This is a genomic window from Brevundimonas sp. (genome assembly GCF_965279155.1).
Taxonomy (GTDB): Bacteria; Pseudomonadota; Alphaproteobacteria; order Caulobacterales; family Caulobacteraceae; genus Brevundimonas.
The window spans coordinates 1905974-1922856 of record NZ_OZ257138.1 but is presented as its reverse complement, the minus strand read 5'-3'; the positions used below and the strand labels follow the sequence as shown (position 1 = coordinate 1922856).

Annotated in this window: 17 protein-coding genes and 1 tRNA gene; 8 read left to right on the top strand and 10 right to left on the bottom strand. The window is 68.2% G+C overall.

Annotation, left to right across the window (positions count from 1 at the left end; genetic code table 11):
• Positions 1 to 100: 100 nt before the first annotated feature.
• Positions 101 to 1822, top strand: coding sequence for an ATP-binding protein (locus tag ACQY72_RS09245; RefSeq protein WP_428153156.1), 1722 nt, complete (start codon positions 101 to 103; stop codon positions 1820 to 1822).
• 273 nt (positions 1823 to 2095) lie between these two features.
• On the opposite strand, the gene ACQY72_RS09240 is transcribed toward ACQY72_RS09245, so the two are convergent.
• A complete protein-coding gene (locus ACQY72_RS09240) occupies positions 2096 to 2965 on the bottom strand; it encodes an isoaspartyl peptidase/L-asparaginase family protein (RefSeq protein ID WP_428153155.1) in 870 nt (289 codons plus the stop codon).
• Between the two features lie 99 nt (positions 2966 to 3064).
• Between ACQY72_RS09240 and ACQY72_RS09235 the strand changes: the two genes are divergently transcribed.
• Entirely contained in the window at positions 3065 to 4066 is a 1002-nt protein-coding gene (locus ACQY72_RS09235) for an NADPH:quinone oxidoreductase family protein (protein WP_428153154.1), read from the top strand.
• A gap of 148 nt (positions 4067 to 4214) precedes the next feature.
• Here the strand turns inward: ACQY72_RS09235 and ACQY72_RS09230 are convergent, their stop codons facing one another.
• Complete coding sequence (locus ACQY72_RS09230; RefSeq protein ID WP_428153153.1) at positions 4215 to 4613, bottom strand: YkvA family protein; 399 nt, start codon at positions 4611 to 4613, stop codon at positions 4215 to 4217.
• 56 nt (positions 4614 to 4669) lie between these two features.
• On the opposite strand from ACQY72_RS09230, the gene ACQY72_RS09225 reads away from it, so the two are divergent.
• Positions 4670 to 5452, top strand: a complete 783-nt coding sequence (locus tag ACQY72_RS09225; RefSeq protein WP_428153152.1) for an SDR family NAD(P)-dependent oxidoreductase — start codon at positions 4670 to 4672, stop codon at positions 5450 to 5452.
• 218 nt (positions 5453 to 5670) lie between these two features.
• Positions 5671 to 5745: transfer RNA gene (locus tag ACQY72_RS09220), tRNA-Gly, on the top strand.
• Between the two features lie 76 nt (positions 5746 to 5821).
• On the opposite strand, the gene ACQY72_RS09215 is transcribed toward ACQY72_RS09220, so the two are convergent.
• Positions 5822 to 6277 (bottom strand): DUF3429 domain-containing protein, encoded by a 456-nt coding sequence (locus ACQY72_RS09215; RefSeq protein WP_428153151.1) that lies wholly within the window; start codon positions 6275 to 6277, stop codon positions 5822 to 5824.
• A gap of 107 nt (positions 6278 to 6384) precedes the next feature.
• Here ACQY72_RS09215 and ACQY72_RS09210 point away from each other — a divergent pair, with 107 nt between their 5' ends.
• The 3 genes from ACQY72_RS09210 (at position 6385) to ACQY72_RS09200 (ending at position 9101) form a co-directional block, all read left to right on the top strand.
• Positions 6385 to 6738 carry a thiol-disulfide oxidoreductase DCC family protein gene (locus ACQY72_RS09210; protein WP_428153150.1) on the top strand — a complete coding sequence of 118 codons (354 nt, stop codon included), beginning with the start codon at positions 6385 to 6387 and terminating at the stop codon, positions 6736 to 6738.
• Between the two features lie 3 nt (positions 6739 to 6741).
• Positions 6742 to 8280 (top strand): cryptochrome/photolyase family protein, encoded by a 1539-nt coding sequence (locus tag ACQY72_RS09205; protein ID WP_428153149.1) that lies wholly within the window; start codon positions 6742 to 6744, stop codon positions 8278 to 8280.
• A 65-nt stretch (positions 8281 to 8345) separates the two neighbouring features.
• Positions 8346 to 9101, top strand: a complete 756-nt coding sequence (locus ACQY72_RS09200) for a M48 family metallopeptidase (protein WP_428153148.1) — start codon at positions 8346 to 8348, stop codon at positions 9099 to 9101.
• Here ACQY72_RS09200 and ACQY72_RS09195 read toward each other — a convergent pair whose 3' ends face one another.
• The 6 genes from ACQY72_RS09195 to ccmA are packed head-to-tail and all read right to left on the bottom strand — an operon-like array spanning position 9102 to position 12285.
• Positions 9102 to 9365 carry a hypothetical protein gene (locus ACQY72_RS09195; RefSeq protein ID WP_428153147.1) on the bottom strand — a complete coding sequence of 88 codons (264 nt, stop codon included), beginning with the start codon at positions 9363 to 9365 and terminating at the stop codon, positions 9102 to 9104.
• Between the two features lie 54 nt (positions 9366 to 9419).
• Entirely contained in the window at positions 9420 to 9980 is a 561-nt protein-coding gene (locus tag ACQY72_RS09190) for a DsbE family thiol:disulfide interchange protein (protein ID WP_428153146.1), read from the bottom strand.
• Positions 9977 to 10195 carry a heme exporter protein CcmD gene (ccmD, locus tag ACQY72_RS09185; RefSeq protein ID WP_428153145.1) on the bottom strand — a complete coding sequence of 73 codons (219 nt, stop codon included), beginning with the start codon at positions 10193 to 10195 and terminating at the stop codon, positions 9977 to 9979. Before ccmD ends, ACQY72_RS09190 begins: the two co-directional genes overlap by 4 nt.
• Positions 10196 to 10915, bottom strand: coding sequence for a heme ABC transporter permease (locus tag ACQY72_RS09180; RefSeq protein WP_428153144.1), 720 nt, complete (start codon positions 10913 to 10915; stop codon positions 10196 to 10198).
• A gap of 39 nt (positions 10916 to 10954) precedes the next feature.
• Entirely contained in the window at positions 10955 to 11665 is a 711-nt protein-coding gene (ccmB, locus tag ACQY72_RS09175) for a heme exporter protein CcmB (RefSeq protein ID WP_428153143.1), read from the bottom strand.
• Positions 11662 to 12285 carry a heme ABC exporter ATP-binding protein CcmA gene (gene ccmA, locus ACQY72_RS09170; RefSeq protein ID WP_428153142.1) on the bottom strand — a complete coding sequence of 208 codons (624 nt, stop codon included), beginning with the start codon at positions 12283 to 12285 and terminating at the stop codon, positions 11662 to 11664. The genes ccmB and ccmA overlap by 4 nt, the downstream gene beginning before the upstream one ends.
• A gap of 367 nt (positions 12286 to 12652) precedes the next feature.
• Here ccmA and acnA point away from each other — a divergent pair, with 367 nt between their 5' ends.
• Positions 12653 to 15379, top strand: coding sequence for an aconitate hydratase AcnA (gene acnA / locus ACQY72_RS09165; protein ID WP_428153141.1), 2727 nt, complete (start codon positions 12653 to 12655; stop codon positions 15377 to 15379).
• A 76-nt stretch (positions 15380 to 15455) separates the two neighbouring features.
• Here the strand turns inward: acnA and ACQY72_RS09160 are convergent, their stop codons facing one another.
• Positions 15456 to 16829 (bottom strand): NAD-dependent succinate-semialdehyde dehydrogenase, encoded by a 1374-nt coding sequence (locus ACQY72_RS09160; protein ID WP_428153140.1) that lies wholly within the window; start codon positions 16827 to 16829, stop codon positions 15456 to 15458.
• Positions 16830 to 16883 lie beyond the last annotated feature (54 nt).

Sequence of the window (16883 nt, the reverse complement as noted above, 5' to 3'; positions counted from 1 at the left end):
CCCAGCGACCACCCCATGCCGAGGTTGCGTGCCGAGACGAGCGAAAGCGACTTCTGTCTCAGACGAAAAGATCGCGGTCTGGACCTTCGTCCTCGAAAATATGGTTACCTCGCCTGTCGTTCTGTACGGCAGTTGGGCGGCGGCCGGGCTGATCCTGGCGGCCCTGGGCCAGCCTTGGCTGGGGCTGGGGTTCGCAGCCGTCGGCATGGCGTTCGACGCCTGGGCGCAGCGGCGGGTCAGGCGCTATCAGAACGAGGCGGCGCCGGCGTCCGGCTGGCCGTTCGTGCTGATGAGCATCGTGGCGGTTCGGTTCGGTCTGGGGGTGTCGGGGCCGCTGATCGCCTGGCTGATGAACCCCCGCCCCGACGTGATGCTGGTGGTGGTGCTGATCCAGGTCTGGTCGATCGGGGTGGCCTTCGTCCAGTTCAGCGCGGCGCCGAAGTTGCTGGCGCTGGCGGCGGCGCCGATCTGCGCCACCGTGCTGGTGGTGATCTATCCGTCGCTGGCCGGGCCGCACGGGCTGGCGGTCGGGGCGGCCTTCGTCATGCTGGCGGCGATCCTGGTGATCATCTCGCAGGCGACCCACGCCCTGTGGCGCGATCTGTTCGCCGCCGACCAGCGCAACAAGGCCCTGTTGATCGAAGTCCAGGCGGCGCACGCGGCGGCCGTGGGGGACCGGGACGCCGCCCAGGGCGCGCGGGCTGAGGCGGATGAGGCCAACGCCGCCAAGTCCCGTTTCCTGGCCAATATGAGCCATGAGATCCGCACCCCCCTGAACGGCGTCATCGGCATGGCGCAGATCATGGCGGGCGATGTGCTGGAGGACCGGCAGAAGACGCGGCTGGAGATTCTGGACCGGTCGGCCCACACCCTGCTGGACCTGATCAACCAGATCCTGGACCTGTCGCGGATCGAGGAGGGGCGGCTGGAGATCGTGCCCCAGGCCATCGACGCCGACGCCCTGATCCACGAGGTGACCGAGACGCTGAGGCCGCTGGCGGACAGCAAGGGACTGGCCTTGCACGTGCGCTCGGCGGGCCTAGGCTGGGTCAGCGCCGATCCGGTGCGGCTGCGCCAGATCCTCTTCAACCTGCTTTCCAACGCCATCAAGTTCACGGCCCAGGGCGAGGTGGCGCTGGACGTGGCGCGGACGGACGCCGGGGTGGTGTTGCGGGTTTCGGACACCGGGCGGGGCATACCGGCCGACCAGATCGGGCAGCTGTTCACGCGCTTCGCCCAGATCGAGGCGGCGGCCGTCGACCGGCGTGACGGGGCGGGGCTGGGGCTGTCGATCGTGGCGACGCTGGTGGAGCTGCTGGGCGGTCGGATCGACGTGGAGAGCGAGGCCGGCGAAGGGGCGACCTTCGTCGTCACCCTGCCGCTGAAGCGGACGCAGCCTGTGAAGGCGGACGAGGATGCGCCCGACGCCGGGCCGGAGGCGGCGCTGCGGGTGCTGGTCGCCGAGGACCATCCGGTCAATCAGCACGTGATCCGGGGCCTGCTGGGCCAGGTCGGGATCGAGGTCGAGATCGTCGAGGACGGCCTTCAGGCGGTGAAGGCCACGCAGGCGCGGGCCTGGGACCTGATCCTGATGGACGTGCAGATGCCGAACATGGACGGGCCGACCGCGACGCAGACCATCCGCCAGCGCGAGGCTGACATAGGCCTGGCGCGGACCCCGATCATCGCCTTGACCGCCAATGCGATGGTGGAGCAGGTCGAGACCTATCTGGCGGCGGGCATGGATGCGGTGGTCAGCAAGCCCATCGACCTGAAGGTGCTGCTGACCACGATCTCCGACGTGATGGCCGCCCGGACCTAGAGCAATCGTCGCCTTGGTCGATGCGAGCCTGAAAGATGTTCATCACAACGGGCACAACGACGTCACGGAGAACACGACGGGACCGAACGCGGTTCGGTTCTGAGTTCCATGTTCGGGCGGCGGATTGATCTTCGGCTTCGCCGCCGCAGGCCATCGAGACGTTCCGAACCGGTACGGCTTCGTCGTGTCGTCGTGACCTCGTCGTGACCGCTGTGATGAACCACTGTCTGAACGGAGCTGAGGGGTCGCCTCGTCCAACTCAGCCGCCCCCACTTAGTCGCGGAAGATCTCGACGCCGATCTCGCCGGCGGGGGTCAGCCAGGCGTGTTTCATGCCCTGGCTGTTGAAGGGGGCGGCGATGTTTCCGGCGGCGTCCAGAGCGATCATTCCGCCGTCGCCGCCCATGGATCCGATCTCGTCGATGACGGCCTGGGTCGCCTGGCTGAGGGTCTGGCCGGCGGCGACGCGCCAGGCGACCTGGGCGGCGGCGGCGACGCGGATGAAATACTCCCCCTGGCCCGTGCAGGAGGTCGCGGCCCTGGCGTCGGCCCAGGTGCCGGCGGCGGGGATGGGGGTGTCGCCGACGCGGCCCGGCATCTTGCCGAACACGCCGGCGGTCGAGGTGGCGGCTGCGAGGCGGCCCTGAGCATCCAGAACGCAGACGCCGACGGTGCCGTGACTGAGGGTTCCGGGCGGATGGTTGTCCTCGCCCTGGCCGGCGCCGGTGAACCAGGCGGCCTCGTCGGCGATGGGCTCCAGCTCCTGGTCGTGGGCGAACAGGGCCGCGCCCTCGCCTACCAGCATGACGTGGGGCGTGCGGTCCATCACGGCGCGGGCGGCGACGACGGGGTTGCGGAACCCTTGCAGGGCGGCGACGGCGCCGGCGCGCTTGGTTGAGCCGTCCATGATGCTGGCGTCCAGCTCATAGGCGCCGGCCAGGTTCGGCGAGGCGCCCTTGCCGGCGATGTAGAGACCGGAATCTTCCAGCATGACTATGGCGGCGGTGGCGACGTCCAGGGCGCTGTCGCCCGCGTCCAGCCGCGCCTTCATGGCCTCGACCACCTCGCGCATATGCACGACCTCGGCGTCGTAGTTGCGTTCGCGCCGGGCGCCGGCGCCGCCGTGGAGGATGAGGGCGGTCATAGGGTCTTCCTGAGCCTGGTTTTCGTCGCCTCTTTCAATCGGGCGTGGCGCTCTTTAGCGTCGGGATGAAGGCCGCGCCATGTCGGCCAAGGAGGAAAGATGCGCGCTGTTTTGTCCAAGGCTCCCGGCGGTCCTGAAACATTGGTCGTGGAGGACGTGCTCGATCCCACGCCCAAGGCGGGCGAGGTGATCATCGAGGTCAAGGCTGTGGGGATCAACTATCCCGACACGCTGATCATCGAGGACAAATACCAGTTCCGGCCCGAACGGCCCTTTTCGCCCGGCGCCGAGGTGGCGGGCGTGGTCGAGGCGGTGGGCGAGGGCGTCAAGGGCGTGCGCAAGGGCGACCGGGTTATCGCCGTGCCGGGCTGGGGCGGGCTGGTCGAACGGCTGGCGGTGCGGGCCGAGACGGTCATCCCCATCCCCGAAGCCATGAGCTTCGAGGAGGCGGCGGCCCTGATCATGACCTATGGCACCAGCTATTATGCGCTGAAGGATCGGGCGAAACTTCAGCCGGGCGAGACCCTGTTGGTGCTGGGCGCGGCCGGGGGCGTGGGCGCCGCCGCCGTCGAACTGGGCAAGGCCATGGGCGCGCGTGTGGTCGCCGCCGCCTCGACCAACGACAAGGTTCAGTTCGCCCTCGATCTGGGGGCCGACAACGGCCTGATCTATCCGTCCGGTCCGATGGATCGGGCGGCGCAGAAGGAACTGTCGGGCGAGTTCAAGCTGGCGACCGGTCGCGACGGCGCCGACGTGGTCTATGACGCGGTGGGCGGCGATTATGCCGATCCGGCGCTGCGGGCCATGGACTGGAACGGGCGCTATCTGGTGGTCGGCTTCCCGGCCGGGATCCCGTCCCTGCCACTGAACCTGACCCTGCTGAAGTCGGTGTCGGTGATCGGGGTCTTCTGGGGCGCGGCCGTTGCGCGCGATCCCAAGGGTCACGCCGCCAACATGGCCGAGCTGATGCAGATGTACGCAGACGGCAAGATCAAGCCGCGCGTGTCAAAGACCTTCCCGCTGGAAAAGGCCGGAGAGGCGATCAAGGCCCTGGGCGACCGTCAGGCTCTGGGCAAGATCGTGGTGACGGTCGAGAGCTGAGGGCGACGGCTCTACTTTTCACCCGTCATCCCAGGGCTTGTTCCTGGGATCCAGACTCCCGGTGTCCCACGACGGCGCATACTGCGGACGCACCGGGAGTATAGATCCTCGCCACAAGGGCGAGGATGACGGACAATAATGAGACCGCCTACTTCGCCTTCAACCGCTGGACCGCATCCTCGGCCTTGTCGCGGTGGCGGCGTTTGATGCTGGCGCCGACCATGGCGAGGACGGCGGTGATCACGGCGGCGTCGTCGGTGTAGCCGATGCCGGCGAAGATGTCGGGGATGGCGTCGATGGGCAGGACGAAATAGGCCAGGCCGGCGAAGATCATCCCCTTGGCCGCCATCGGCGTTGCAGGGTCGCGCGCCGCATACCAGGCGGCCAGGGCCTGATCCGCGAACGGAATGCGGGCGGCCGTGCGGGTGATCTTGGGCCAGAACCCCTTGGTCACACGCGCCTCGTTGACCTTCACGACGGAAGGGACGAGGGCCTTTTTCGGGTCCAGGGCGTCGGATGGATCGGCGGGTTTGGCTTTGGCGGTCATGGCCGCTAAATCCTCAAACGAAACTCAGGTTCAAACAATACATAGGAACGACCAGGATGAAACTCGACAACACCATCGCCGCCGTGGTCACCGGCGGCGCATCGGGCCTGGGTGAAGGCACCGCTCGCGCCATCGCCGCGACGGGCGCACGGGTCGCCCTGTTCGATTTGAACGCCGAACGCGGCGAGGAGATCGCCAGGGAAATCGGCGGCGTCTTCTGCCAGGTGGACGTGACCGACGACGCCTCGGTCGCGGCCGCCTTCGAAAAGGCCCGCGCCGCCCATGGTCAGGAGCGTCTGACCGTCAACTGCGCCGGCATCGCCACGGGCCAGAAGACCGTTTCGCGCAAGAAGGACACCGGCGAGATCCGCGCCCACGACATGGCCCAGTTCGAACGCACGGTGCGGGTCAATCTGTTCGGCACATTCCGTGTGCTGTCGCAATCGGCGGCCGGAATGATCACGCTGGAGCCGATGGCGGACGGCGAGCGCGGTCTGATCGTCAATACGGCGTCGGTGGCGGCTCAGGACGGCCAGATCGGCCAGGCGGCCTATTCGGCGTCAAAGGGCGGCGTCTACGCCATGACCCTGCCGGTCGCGCGGGACCTGGCCCAGGAAGGCGTGCGCTGCAATACCATCCTGCCAGGCATCATGTGGACGCCGATGATGGCCGGCATGGACCAGAAAATCCAGGACGCCCTGGCCGCCGCCATCCCCTTCCCCAGCCGCCTGGGCACGCCGGCCGACTATGCGTCCCTGGTACTGGAGCTGGCCCGCAACGTCTATATCAACGGCGAATGCATCCGCCTGGACGGGGCTATACGTTTGGCCCCGCGCTGACGCGCGGGGGCGCTACGCTCGCGACGCGGTCGCTCGCTGCTTGAGCGCGAAAGCGCTCAGGCGGCGGGCCTAAAGGCGTTCTGGCAGCGGCCGTCGGCACACGAATTCGGCTCAAGCAGCGCGAAGCGCGATAGCCGCAAAAAAGAGCTTGCAGGACCGCTCAACCCTCCGCTATACGCCCCCTCCTCGACGGGGAGCGCACCTAGCTCCTACGGAGTGCGGGCGTAGCTCAGTGGTAGAGCACAACCTTGCCAAGGTTGGGGTCGAGAGTTCGAATCTCTTCGCCCGCTCCAAGTCGAGACTGATAAAATCAGGGGCCTGTCGTTCTCGGCAGGCCCCGATTTTTTGCCCGGTTCATGTCGGCGTCCGTCAGATCAGACCGGCTGCAATCGTCAGAACGCCCAGCCCCAGCGACAGCGGGATGCGCAAGGCCAGCCAGCCTTCAGGCGTCAGCCCCGCAGCCTTGAGCCGCAGATCGACCAGCAGGCTGGCGGCGATGAAGACCCCGAGGAGGATCAGGGACGGGCCAGGCCAGGCCGAGCCGGTCGCCAATCGCCAGGCGGTCGTCAAGGTCAGCAGGGTTGGTAACACGGCCGCGATCCAGACCCAGCGCGGAACCAAGCCGCGCGCCATGGCGGCCAGGCCCCACCAGACTCCGCCCAGGAAGCTGAAGATCAGGGCGGCGTAGGCATAGGCGAGGCCGAGACCGGCGAACCGCACGTCCGGTCCGCCGAATATCAAAACCGCGACCGCGGCCGCCTGGGGCAGCAGGCCCGCGAAACCCAGGACACGGGCGATCGGCGCCAATCGACGTCGGTCGGTCATTTCGTCATCCATCGGACACCTGTCGGGGCTGCGTGCGATCCGGACTATAGAGGACGCCCGTATATCATGGCGATCGCGCACTCCGTCCACGAAGGCCCTCGACGTCGATGACCCAACTGCTTGTCTGGTATGATGGCGGCTGCCCCCTGTGTCGTCGCGAGATCGCGCTGATGCGTCGGCTGGATCGCCGGGGCGCGATCCGGTTCATCGATGTGGACAAGGGAGACGCGACCTGTCCCATCGACCGCGACGCCCTGCTCGCCCGGTTCCACGCCAGCGAGAATGGGCGGCTGCTGTCCGGCGCGGCGGCCTTCGCGGCGATGTGGCGGGCCATTCCCCTGCTGCGGCCTATCGGGCTGGCGGCGCGTGTCCCGGTGGTTCTTGCGGCGCTGGAAGGCGCGTATCGGCTCTTTCTTCGCGTGCGTCCCCGTCTTCAGTCTCTGGTCCGCAAGTGGGGATGACGCATGTCGGTGCTTAGGCTGGTGCTGGGCGATCAGCTCTCCGACAATCTGTCGGCGCTGAAGGAGCTGGACCCTGCAGCCGACACGGTCCTGATGGCCGAGGTCCGGGACGAGGCGACCTATGTCCGGCATCACAAGCAGAAGCTCGCCCTGGTCTTCGCCGCCATGCGAAACCATGCCGCGCGGCTGAAGGCGCGGGGCGTGCGGGTGCGCTATGTGCGGATCGATGATCCCGACAATAGCGGGTCGATCACCGGCGAACTGGCCCGCGCGCTGGACGAAGACGCCTATGAGGCGGTGGTGCTGACGGAATGCGGCGAGTGGCGGCTGGCCGAGCATCTGGCGGCCTTCGCCGAGGGTGCGGGCCTGCCGGTCGAAATCCGTGAGGATCGCCGCTTCATCAGCTCGCACGACCGCTTCCGACGCTGGGCCTCGGGCAAGTCGCAGCTGCGGATGGAGTTCTTCTATCGCGAGATGCGGCGCGAGACCGGCATTCTAATGGACGGCGCCCAGCCGGAGGGCGGGCGCTGGAACTATGACGCCGAGAACCGCAAGAAGTTGGCGAAGGGCGTGACGCCGCCGGGTCGGCTGCGCCTCCCGCCCAACGCCGTGGCGCGCGAGGCGATGGCGGATGTGGAGCGGCTGTTTGGCGACCATTTCGGGTCGCTGGACGGGTTCGGCTGGGCGACGACGGCGGACGAGGCGGAAACGACGCTGGCGCACTTCCTGATCGAGGTCCTGCCGTCGTTCGGGGACTGGCAGGACGCGATGGCGCAGAACCAGCCGTGGATGTGGCACGGGCTGATCTCGACCTCAATCAACCTGGGCCTGCTGGACCCTCTGGATGTCTGTCGCCGGGCCGAGGCGGTCTATCGGGCGGGGCGCGCGCCGCTGAACGCGGTCGAGGGGTTCATTCGCCAGATCCTGGGGTGGCGCGAGTTCGTGCGGGGAATCTATTGGCTGAAGGCGCCGGAATATCGGGCGCGCAACTTCCTGGACGCCGATCGGGAATTGCCCTGGTTCTACTGGTCCGGTGAGACCGACATGGCCTGCGTCGCCGATGTGGTGAAGACGACGCGCGACAACGCCTATGCCCATCACATCCAGCGGCTGATGGTGACGGGCAATCTGGCCCTGTTGCTGGGGGTGCATCCCGACGCGGTCGACGACTGGTATATGTGCGTTTACGCCGACGCCTATGAATGGGTGGAGATGCCCAATACGCGCGGCATGGCCCTGTTCGCGGACGGGGGGATCGTGGGGTCCAAACCCTATGCGGCGTCGGGGGCCTACATCGACCGGATGAGCGATTACTGCGGGGCCTGTCGCTATGACGTGAAGAGCAAGAGCGGCGATGCGGCCTGTCCGTTCAACCGGCTGTACTGGGGCTTTCTGGAGCGCAATCGCGGCCGGCTGCGCGACAATGTGCGGCTGGCCATGTCGTACAAGACGCTGGACGGGTTCGGCGAAACCAAGCGGGCGGCGCTGAAGGCCGAGGCCGAGGCGTGTCGCACCCTGCTGGGCGCGACGCCGATCGGGTGAGGTCGGAACCTAGACCCGGCGGTCGGGATTTGCTTGGCTGACACAAACTGTCGAAGAGGCCGCCCGTGATCCTGCCCCGCCGTTCCGCACTCGTCCTGACCGCCACCGTCGCGGCCTTGGCCCTGTCGGCCTGCGCCTATAACGAGGCGCTGGGTCGCAACCAGTTCCTGCTGGTGGACAACGCCGCCTTGTCGCAGCAATCGACGCAGGCTTGGCGCGAGGCCATCGCCAAGCCCGGCGTGATGACGACGGGCGCCCAGGTGGACCGGATCCGGCGCGTCGGCGACCGGCTGGTGCAGACGGCGGGCCTGGGGAACCGGACCTGGGACTATGCGGTCTTCACTGAGGCCAGCCCCAACGCCTTCGTCCTGCCGTCGGGCCAGATCGGCGTGACCACCAGCCTGTTGGCCCTGGTCCAGAATGACGACCAACTGGCCAGCGTCATCGGTCACGAGATCGGCCACGTCGTCGCCAACCACGCGGCCGAGCGGGCCTCGAACCAGACGGTGACCAGCGTCGGTCTGGCGGCCGTGGGCGGGGCGGCCGGGCGGTATGGGGATGCCGTGAACGCTTATGGCGGTCTGGCGGCCCAGTATGGCCTGCTGCTGCCCTATTCGCGGCGTGATGAGCTGGAGGCCGACCGGCTGGGCGTCGACTATATGGCGGGGGCGGGGTTCAAGCCGTCGGAGGCCGTCGCCCTGTGGCGGCTGATGGCGGCGCAGCGCCAGACCCAGACGCCGCAGTTCGCCTCGACCCACCCGTCGGATGCGACGCGGATCGACATGCTGCAGCAGTATATCGCCAGCCGCGGCTGGAACTGATCAGACCCGAATGTCGATGTAGGAGCCGGGGCGCATGATGCGCGGCTCCTCGCGCTGAGGCGGGGCCGCCGGCGCCTCGACCGGGCGGGCAGGGTTGGCGGTGCGGATCGTGGACATGACGGCGGCGGCCGGAACCGGCGGTTTTGGCGCGGCGGTCTGGTCCATCGCCGCACGGAAGAAGGCCGCCTGGGCGTTGCGCGCACTGGGCAGGTCGAGGCCCGGGGCGGGCAGGTTCAGCGGCAGGCCGGTGCGAATCGCGCTCATGCCAGTATGGTTAATGGAAACCCTCGAAAAAGGGTTAACGCGCGTTCAGCAGGATTACTGAGGACGCGGCGCCGGGCGCGGCGGAGCCTGCATGGAGGCGACCAGCCGCTCGATGTCGGCGTCGTCCAGCAGGGGGCCGGACTGTTTGGCGGTGATGCGGCCCATGGCGTCGACGGCGAAGGTCTCGGGCACGCCGGAGATGCCCAGGTCCAGACCTGCACGGCCTTCGCGATCCACCAGCACCATCGAATAGGGGTCGCCCAGCTCGTCCAGGAAGGCGCGGGTGGCGACCGGCTCGTCCTTGTAGGCGACGCCGACGACGGCGATGCCGCGCGCCTTCAGCGCCAGAAGCTTGGGGTGTTCGATTCGGCACGGCGCGCACCAGGAGGCGAAGACATTGACCAGCATGGGTCGTCCGACGCCGGCGGTCTTGAGGTCCAGATTGCCCGGCCCCGCCTGATCGCCCGACAGCAGGGGCAGGACGGTCTCGGGGATTGTCTGGCCGACCAGGGCGTCAGGCTTGAAGGCCGGATCGCGCTTCAGCGACCAGCCGACGAACAGGGCCGCCAGCGCCGCGAGGACGACCAGCGGAATAAGGGCCAGCCAGCGGTTCATTTTTGTTGCCCTATCGCGCTTCGCGCTACTTGAGGGCGGTTGGTGTCCGCTGCTTCCGGGGGTGTGCCTTGGTCTGCCTCAAGTTTGGCCAGTTCGCGCTTCCATTTCCGAGAGGCGATGAGGGCGCGGACGGTCAGAGCGGTCAGGACCAGGGCGCTGACGCCCCAGGCGGGCCAGACGAAGGCGGCGTATGGGGTCATGTCGAGGTCGAGCACCTAGGCCTCCTGGACCATGCGGGCGCGCAGGGTCATGACGCGGCGGCGGCGGATCTCGGTGCGGATGGCGGTCAGCCACAGGGCTAGGAACAGCACGCCGTAGGCCGCCAGCATGGTCAGGAAGGGCGGCAAATAGACGGGATCCAGGCCCGACGATCCGGGGGTCAGGAAGCTAGCCGGCTGATGCAGGGTGTTCCACCAATCGACCGAGAACTTGACGATCGGCAGGTTGATCAGGCCGACCAGGCCCAGGACGGCGGCGGCGCGGCCGGCCTTCTGCTCGTCGTCGATCGAGGCCCTCAGCGCCATATAGCCGAGGTAGAAGAGGAACAGCACCAGCACGCTGGTCAGGCGCGCGTCCCACACCCACCAGGTCCCCCACATCGGCTGGCCCCACAGCGAGCCGGTGAACAGGGCCAGGGCCGTGAAGGCGACGCCGGGCAGGGCGGCGGCGCGGGCGGCGGCGTCGGCCAGAGCGTGGCGGAAGACGAGCGCGAAGAAGCTGGACACGCCCAGGGCCGCATAGGCGCCCAGGCCCAGGGTGGCGGCGGGGACATGGACGAACATGATCCGCACCGTGTCGCCCTGCTGATAATCGGCCGGGACGGAGAAGCTGAGCCAGGCACCGACGCCGAGCAGCACGGCGGCGAGGCCCCACAGAACGGGCGTCAACGGGCCGGTGAAGGCCATGAAGCGCTGCGGATTGGACAGGCCGAACATCGGTTCAGCGCTTACGCAACGAATGGGCGGCGGGCAAGCTCACCCTTGCGCGTTCCGAACGGCGGCCGCCCCGGCGAAGGGGGCGATGACGGCGGCGAACAGGACATAGGCGCAGAGCAGGGCCAGGGCCGGGCCGACGGGCTGACCCGAAGCGGCGCGTTCCAGGGCGCCGGCGCCGAAGACCACGGGCGGGATGAACAGAGGCAGGACGACCACGGCGATCAGCAGGCCGCCGCGCTTGGCGCCCAACGCGAGCGCTGCGCCCAGCGCGCCGGTGAAGGCGAAGCCCGCGCCGCCGATCAGGGCGGTCAGGGCGACGAGCGGCGTCAACGGCGCGGGCAGGCCCAGCGCCAGGGCGGCGACGGGCGCGGTCAGGGCGAGCGGCAGGCCGACGGCGATCCACTGGGCCAGGGCCTTGATCAGCACGACCTGCTCCAGCGACAGATGGCCGAGCGCCAGCAGGTCCAGGCCGCCGTCCTCCATGTCCCGCTCGAACAGCCGCTCCAGCGACAGCAGGGACGCCAGGGCCAGGGCCAACCAGGCGACGCCGCCCGCGACCGGGCCGAGCGTGCGGGGGTCGCCCCCGGCCGCCAACGGCAGGATGGCGGTCAGACAGGCGAAGAAGCCGCAGGCCAGCAACGGCCCGCCGCCCCCGCCCCAGGCCAGGTCCAGTTCGCGCTCCAGCAGGACGCGGGTCGCGCCGCGCAGGCCAGGCGGGCGTGGTTCCTGATCGGCGTCGCGGCGGCTCATTTCAGGTTCCCCAGGTCGAGAGCGCGGGTCGGCAGGGGCAGGGGATCGTGGACGGCGACGACGATCAGGCCGTCCGCGTCGAGATGGCGCTGCATCTGGTCGGCGAAGGCCTCGCGCCAGCGGGCGTCAAGCGGGGCCATAGGCTCGTCCAGCAGCCACAGGGCGCGCGGCGATCCGACCAGCCGGCCCATGGCCAGGCGACGGCGCTGGCCGGCGGACAGGCGGCGGACTTCCAGGTCCAGCAGAGGTTTGAGGCCGAAGGCTTCAACGGCGTGATCGAGGCCGTACTGGGTGTGGCCCAGCCAGTCGCACTGAAAGCCCAACTCCTCGCGCGCCGTGCGGCCGCCCTTCAGCCCGTCGAGATGGCCGAGAAAATGGGTTTCGCGTCCGCGCGCCTGCCGCTCGTCCAGCGGATTGCCGTCGCCGTCCTGAAAGGCGACCGATCCGGCGTCGGGCCGCAGCAGGCCGGCTATGGTCCGCAACAGGCTGGTCTTGCCCGCGCCGTTCGCCCCGGTCAGGGCCAGGACCTCGCCGGCGCGCAGGGTCAGGTCGAGGCCGTGGAACAGCCGCCGGTCGCCGCGTGAGACGGTCAGGTCGGAGAGGGTGAGGGTGTGGATCATGCGTAATTCTCCCTCCCCGCTCCGGGGAGGGTGGCCGAGCGTAGCGAGGTCGGGTGGGGGCGGCGCCGCGCCGCGTCTCCGATCCGCTTTGCGTCAGGCCGTGCGTCCCTGCCGGGCCGCCCCCACCCGGTCGCTGCGCGACCACCCTCCCCGGAGCGGGGAGGGAGAAGTGGGGCGCAGAATCTGCGAACCCTTCTCAATGTCCCTGTCGAGGGTGTGGACACATGGACGGTGCGATCCCGTGGAGCTATAGGCACGGTCGCCGCAGCAGGCTTTCGCCGCGCGCGCAGGGGCCCTGTGAGCCGCTGCGTCTGTCGCGCGAAGGCGCAACCGGATTGTCGGGCGGCGCTGACCAGAGGAAGACTCCATGCCGTCGAACGACAGCTTCAAGACCCGCCAGGACCTTTCCGTCGGGCGTAAGAAATACGCCTATTACAGCCTTCCCGCCGCCGAGGAAGCCGGTCTGACCGGGATTTCCCGCCTGCCTCGCTCGATGAAGGTGCTGCTGGAGAACCTGCTGCGCAACGAGGACGGCGTGTCCGTCACCGAAGCCGACCTGAAGGCCGTCGCCGCCTGGGTCGAGAACAAGGGTTCGGTCGAGCACGAGATCGCCTTCCGCCCGGCCCGCGTGCTGATGCAGGACTTCACCGGCGTGCCCGCCGTGGTCGACTTGGCCGCCATGCGCGACGCCATGAGCGCCCTGGGGGCCGACGCCGCCAAGATCAACCCGCTGGTGCCGGTCGATCTGGTCATCGACCACTCGGTGATGGTCGACAACTTCGGCACGTCGAAAGCCTTCGGCCAGAACGTTGAGCGCGAATACGAGCGCAACATCGAGCGCTACAACTTCCTGCGCTGGGGGTCGTCGGCCTTCAACAACTTCCGCGTCGTGCCCCCCGGCACCGGCATCTGCCACCAGGTGAACCTGGAGAACCTGGCCCAGACCGTCTGGACCCTGGACGAAGGCAAGAAGACCGTCGCCTATCCCGACACCGTCGTCGGCACCGACAGCCACACTACCATGATCAACGGCCTGGCCGTCCTGGGCTGGGGCGTCGGCGGCATCGAGGCCGAGGCGGCCATGCTGGGTCAGCCGATCCCGATGCTGATCCCCGAAGTCATCGGTTTCAAACTGTCGGGCGCGATGCCCGAGGGCACGACGGCGACCGACCTGGTGCTGACCGTCACCCAGATGCTGCGCAAGAAGGGCGTTGTCGGCAAGTTCGTCGAGTTCTTCGGCGACGCCCTGCCGAACATGACCATCGAGGACCAGGCGACCATCGCCAACATGGCCCCGGAATACGGCGCCACCTGCGGCTTCTTCCCCGTCTCGGCCGCCACCATCGGCTATCTGACCGCCACGGGCCGCGACAAGGCGCGCGTCGCCCTGGTCGAAGCCTACGCCAAGGCCCAAGGCCTGTGGATCGACGAGACCTCGGAAGACCCGGTCTTCACCGACGTGCTGGAACTGGACATCTCGACCGTCGTGCCGTCGCTGGCGGGTCCGAAACGTCCGCAGGACCGCGTCGAACTGACCACCGCCGCCCCGGCCTTCGAAACCGCCCTGGCCGAAGTCTTCAGCCGCCCGACTGACGCCGAGCGCGTGTCGGTCGATGGCCAGAAGTTCACCGTCGGCGACGGCGACGTGGTCATCGCGGCGATCACCTCGTGCACCAACACCTCCAACCCGTCGGTGCTGATCGCCGCCGGCCTGGTGGCGCGCAAGGCCCATGCCCTGGGCCTGAAGGCCAAGCCGTGGGTCAAGACCTCGCTGGCCCCCGGTTCGCAGGTCGTCACCGACTATCTGACCGACGCCGGCCTGCAAAAGGACCTGGACGCCCTGGGCTTCAACCTGGTCGGCTATGGCTGCACCACCTGCATCGGCAACTCCGGTCCGCTGGACCCGGCCATTTCCAAGGCGATCAACGACAACGCCCTGGTCGCGACCTCGGTCCTGTCGGGCAACCGCAACTTCGAAGGCCGCGTGAACCCCGACGTCCAGGCCAACTACCTGGCCTCGCCGCCGCTGGTCGTGGCCTACGCCATCGCCGGCTCGATGCGGATCGACATCACCAAGGATCCGATCGGTCAGGACAAGAAGGGCAACGACGTCTTCCTGAAGGACGTCTGGCCGACCTCGCAGGAGATCGCCGAAATCCAGAAGAAGTCCGTCACCCCGGCCATGTTCGCCAAACGCTACAAGGACGTGTTCAAGGGCGACAAGCACTGGCAGGCCATCAAGGTCACGGGCGGCCAGACCTATGAGTGGGACGACAGCTCGACCTACGTCGCCAACCCGCCCTACTTCGACGGCCTGTCTATGGACCTGACCCCGGTCCAGGACATCGTCGAGGCGCGTGTCCTGGCCATCTTCGGCGACAGCATCACCACCGACCACATCAGCCCGGCCGGTTCGATCAAGAAGACCTCGCCCGCCGGCGTCTATCTGACCAACCACGGGGTCGAGGCGGCCGAGTTCAACAGCTACGGCGCTCGTCGCGGCAACCACGAAGTCATGATGCGCGGCACCTTCGCCAACATCCGCATCAAGAACCGTATCACGCCCGAGATCGAAGGCGGCGTGACCAAACACTTCCCGTCGAACGACACCATGTCGATCTATGACGCCGCCATGCGTTACCAGTCGGAAGGCCGGCCGCTGGTCGTCTTCGCCGGCAAGGAATACGGCACCGGCTCGTCGCGCGACTGGGCGGCCAAGGGCACGCGTCTGTTGGGCGTTCGCGCCGTCATCGCCGAAAGCTTCGAGCGCATCCACCGTTCGAACCTGGTCGGGATGGGCGTCGTGCCGCTGCAGTTCAAACAGGACGGCTGGCTGAAGCTGGGCCTGACGGGCGAAGAGATCGTCACGATCCGCGGCCTGTCGGACGCCAATATCGGCAAGCTGAAGCCCCGCCAGGACCTGTGGGTCGAGCTGTTCCGTCCGTCGGACGGCAAGATGGCCCGCTTCCCCGTCCGTTGCCGCATCGATAACCAGACCGAGCTGGACTATCTGCTGGCCGGCGGCGTCATGCCCTACGTGCTGCGCAACCTGGCGCGCGGCCCGGAAACCGAAGCGCCCATCGCCGCCGAATAGGCAGCGGTTCGCTGAGATAGAGAAAGGGCCGGCGGAGCGATCCGCCGGCCCTTTTTATTTGCCGATAGGCGGCGGGTCAGTCGGTGCTGACGACCACCAGCTTGCGGTTGACGAACTCCTTGATGCCGACATCGCCCAGCTCGCGGCCGAAGCCTGAGCGTTTGATGCCGCCGAACGGCAGTTCGGGCATGGAGGTGGTGGTGGTGTTGATGAAGACCATGCCGGTCTCGATCCGCGAGGCCAGCTTGCGGGCGCGATTGGTGTCGCCCGAGAAGATCGATCCGCCCAGGCCGAAGCGGGAATCGTTGGCCAGGGCCACGACCGCGTCGTCGTCCTCGACCACAAAGACCTGGGCCACGGGGCCGAAGAACTCCTGATAGAAGGCCGGGTTGTCGCGGGCGACGTCGGTCAGGACGGTGGGTTCGTAGAAGAAGCCGGTGCGGTCTGCGGGCTTGCCGCCGATGACGGCCTTGGCGCCGTGTTGAACCGCCTCCTCGACCTGTTTGGTCAATGTCTTCAGCGCGTCCTCGGACGACAGCGGACCCAGCACGGTCGTCTCGTCCAGCGGGTCGCCCATGACCGCGCTCTTCATGCCCTCGACGAAGCCGGTGGTGAAGGCGTCGGCGACCGACTTCTGGACGATGAAGCGTTTCGAGCCGGTGCAGACCTGGCCGGCGTTGGACAGCCGCCCCTCGACCCCGGCGGCGATGGCCTTCTCGATGTCGGCGTCGTCCAGCACGACGAAGACGTCGCTGCCGCCCAGTTCCAGCGTGGACTTCTTCAGCATCTCCGACGCGCGAGCCGAGACCTTGGCGCCGGCGCCCTCCGACCCGGTCAGGGCCACGCCCTGGATGCGGTCGTCGCCGATCAGTTCGGCGACCTTGTCCGAGGAGATGTAGAGGTTGGCGACGCAGCCCTCGGGCGCGCCCGCCTCACGCACCAGTTCGGCGAAGCGGGCGGCGCATCGGGGCACGATCCCAGCGTGCTTGTAGAGCACCGGATTGCCGACCGCGATGGCCGGGGCGACGACGCGGATCAGCTGATAGATGGGGAAGTTCCACGGCTCGACCGCCAGCAGCACGCCGACGGGATGGAACTCGACCCAGGCCTCGCCCAGCTCGCTGTCGATCTTCTGGGGTTTGAGGAAGTCGGCGGCCTTTTCGGCATAGTAGGCGGCGATGCCGGCGCACAGGTCGATCTCGCCTTGGCCCTGGGCCAGGGGCTTGCCCATCTCCTCGGCAATGGTGCGGGCCAGGCTGTCGCGGTTCTCGGTCAGCAGGGTCGATAGGGACTTCAGCACGGCGAGGCGCGGCTGGATGTCGCCCTGCGACCAGTCGGAGCGGAAGACGGCGTCGGCCTTGGCCAGGGCGGCCTCGACGGCGTCGTCCGAGTGTTCGGGGTATTCCTGGAGCGTCTGTTCGGTGAAGGGATTGAGGGTGCGATAGGCCATGCGGCGTCCTGAAGCTTCGGCCGGACGCCCGGGGCGGCGCCGATCCGTTGTCAG

What these genes read in the sequence shown, in the direction of transcription:
- ACQY72_RS09245 (WP_428153156.1), top strand. Translation starts at nt 101, where the DNA reads ATGGTTACCTCGCCTGTCGTTCTGTACGGCAGTTGGGCGGCGGCCGGG.
- ACQY72_RS09240 (WP_428153155.1), bottom strand. Translation starts at nt 2,965, where the DNA reads ATGACCGCCCTCATCCTCCACGGCGGCGCCGGCGCCCGGCGCGAACGC.
- ACQY72_RS09235 (WP_428153154.1), top strand. Translation starts at nt 3,065, where the DNA reads ATGCGCGCTGTTTTGTCCAAGGCTCCCGGCGGTCCTGAAACATTGGTC.
- ACQY72_RS09230 (WP_428153153.1), bottom strand. Translation starts at nt 4,613, where the DNA reads ATGACCGCCAAAGCCAAACCCGCCGATCCATCCGACGCCCTGGACCCG.
- ACQY72_RS09225 (WP_428153152.1), top strand. Translation starts at nt 4,670, where the DNA reads ATGAAACTCGACAACACCATCGCCGCCGTGGTCACCGGCGGCGCATCG.
- ACQY72_RS09215 (WP_428153151.1), bottom strand. Translation starts at nt 6,277, where the DNA reads ATGACCGACCGACGTCGATTGGCGCCGATCGCCCGTGTCCTGGGTTTC.
- ACQY72_RS09210 (WP_428153150.1), top strand. Translation starts at nt 6,385, where the DNA reads ATGACCCAACTGCTTGTCTGGTATGATGGCGGCTGCCCCCTGTGTCGT.
- ACQY72_RS09205 (WP_428153149.1), top strand. Translation starts at nt 6,742, where the DNA reads ATGTCGGTGCTTAGGCTGGTGCTGGGCGATCAGCTCTCCGACAATCTG.
- ACQY72_RS09195 (WP_428153147.1), bottom strand. Translation starts at nt 9,365, where the DNA reads ATGAGCGCGATTCGCACCGGCCTGCCGCTGAACCTGCCCGCCCCGGGC.
- ACQY72_RS09190 (WP_428153146.1), bottom strand. Translation starts at nt 9,980, where the DNA reads ATGAACCGCTGGCTGGCCCTTATTCCGCTGGTCGTCCTCGCGGCGCTG.
- ACQY72_RS09180 (WP_428153144.1), bottom strand. Translation starts at nt 10,915, where the DNA reads ATGTTCGGCCTGTCCAATCCGCAGCGCTTCATGGCCTTCACCGGCCCG.
- ccmB (WP_428153143.1), bottom strand. Translation starts at nt 11,665, where the DNA reads ATGAGCCGCCGCGACGCCGATCAGGAACCACGCCCGCCTGGCCTGCGC.
- ccmA (WP_428153142.1), bottom strand. Translation starts at nt 12,285, where the DNA reads ATGATCCACACCCTCACCCTCTCCGACCTGACCGTCTCACGCGGCGAC.
- acnA (WP_428153141.1), top strand. Translation starts at nt 12,653, where the DNA reads ATGCCGTCGAACGACAGCTTCAAGACCCGCCAGGACCTTTCCGTCGGG.
- ACQY72_RS09160 (WP_428153140.1), bottom strand. Translation starts at nt 16,829, where the DNA reads ATGGCCTATCGCACCCTCAATCCCTTCACCGAACAGACGCTCCAGGAA.